This is a genomic window from Caulobacter sp. CCNWLW153 (assembly GCF_036889365.1).
Lineage (GTDB): Bacteria > Pseudomonadota > Alphaproteobacteria > Caulobacterales > Caulobacteraceae > Caulobacter > Caulobacter radicis.
Genome location: NZ_JBAKFV010000042.1, coordinates 1 through 1,195, shown reverse-complemented (window position 1 = coordinate 1,195; position 1,195 = coordinate 1). Strand labels below are relative to the sequence as shown.

Sequence of the window (1,195 nt, the reverse complement as noted above, 5' to 3'; positions counted from 1 at the left end):
CGGCCAGGTCCTCGAGGCTCGCGCCGGCCGGAACCCGCGCGGGCTCGACCAGGTCCAGGATGATCCCGTCCTCGACCAGCAGGGCCTGGCCGTCGACGACGCCGGCGGGCGTCATGACGGCGGCGTTGATGAAGGCGGTGACGGACATCAGACGGTCTTGGTCACCTTGTTGAGGTGGGGCGGGCGGTCCGGATCGTAGCCGCGCGCCACCGACAGGCCCGCGGCCATGCGGTAGAAGCTCTGCACGCTCAGGATCGGCTCCAGCACCGGATGGCCGGCCCCAGTGGGCAGGATCGTGGGCAGGGTGGTGGCCCCGCTGGCGGTTCCGCCGGCCAGCAGCACGGCCGCGCCGCGCTCGGCCAGGCCCGCCGCCATCTGGATCGTCGAGTCGTAGGTCTCGTCGTGCTGGGCCAGGACGATGGCCGGGAAGCCGTCCTTGACCAGGGCCATGGGGCCGTGCAGCACCTCGGCGGCGCTGAAGGCCTCGGCGTGCAGGCCGCAGGTCTCCTTGAACTTCAGGGCCGCCTCCTGGGCGATGCCGAAGCCGACGCCGCGTCCCAGCACATAGAGGTTGGTCGCCTCGCGCAGGGCCTCGATCCCGGCGCTCCAGTCCTGGTTCCACGCCGCCGACAGGCCGGCGGGCAGGGTTTCGAGGGCGGCGGTCAACTCATCGTCCTGCGTCCAGGCGGCGACCAGCTGGACGATGGCCGACAGGGCGGCGATGTAGGACTTGGTGGCCGCCACGCTCAGTTCTGGCCCCGCATGCAGCGGCAGCACCGCGTCGGCCATCTGCGCCAGCGGGGAGGTCTCGTCATTGACCAGGGCCACGGTGAAGGCGCCGCCGGCCTTGGCCGCCTCGACGGCGGCCAGGAGGTCGGGGCTCTTTCCCGACTGCGAGATGGCCAGGTACAGCACCCCCTCGAGGTCCTGCTGGGCGGCGTAGACCGACGACACCGACAGCGCCGCCGACGAGGTCAGCACCCCGGTGCGGGTCTCGACCAGGTACTTGGCGAAGGTGGCCGCATGGTCGCTGGAGCCGCGCGCGCAGGTGACCACGGCCCGGGGCGGGCTGGCCCGCAGACGCGCGCCGATCTCGCCCGCCGCCGCCGCATTGGCCGCGACCTGCCGCGCCACCACGGCCGAGGCTTCCCCCGCCTCGAGGTACATCCGCGTCGCCTCGGCGGTGAGGGGCTGG

1 protein-coding gene is annotated in these 1,195 nt (G+C 73.1%); it reads right to left on the bottom strand.

Going from position 1 to position 1,195, the window contains the following annotated elements; all coding sequences use genetic code 11:
• Positions 1–147: 147 nt before the first annotated feature.
• Positions 148–1,195, bottom strand: a 1,048-nt coding sequence (locus V6S85_RS26505) for an SIS domain-containing protein (RefSeq protein ID WP_334350811.1), incomplete at its 5' end; no start/stop codon positions are given.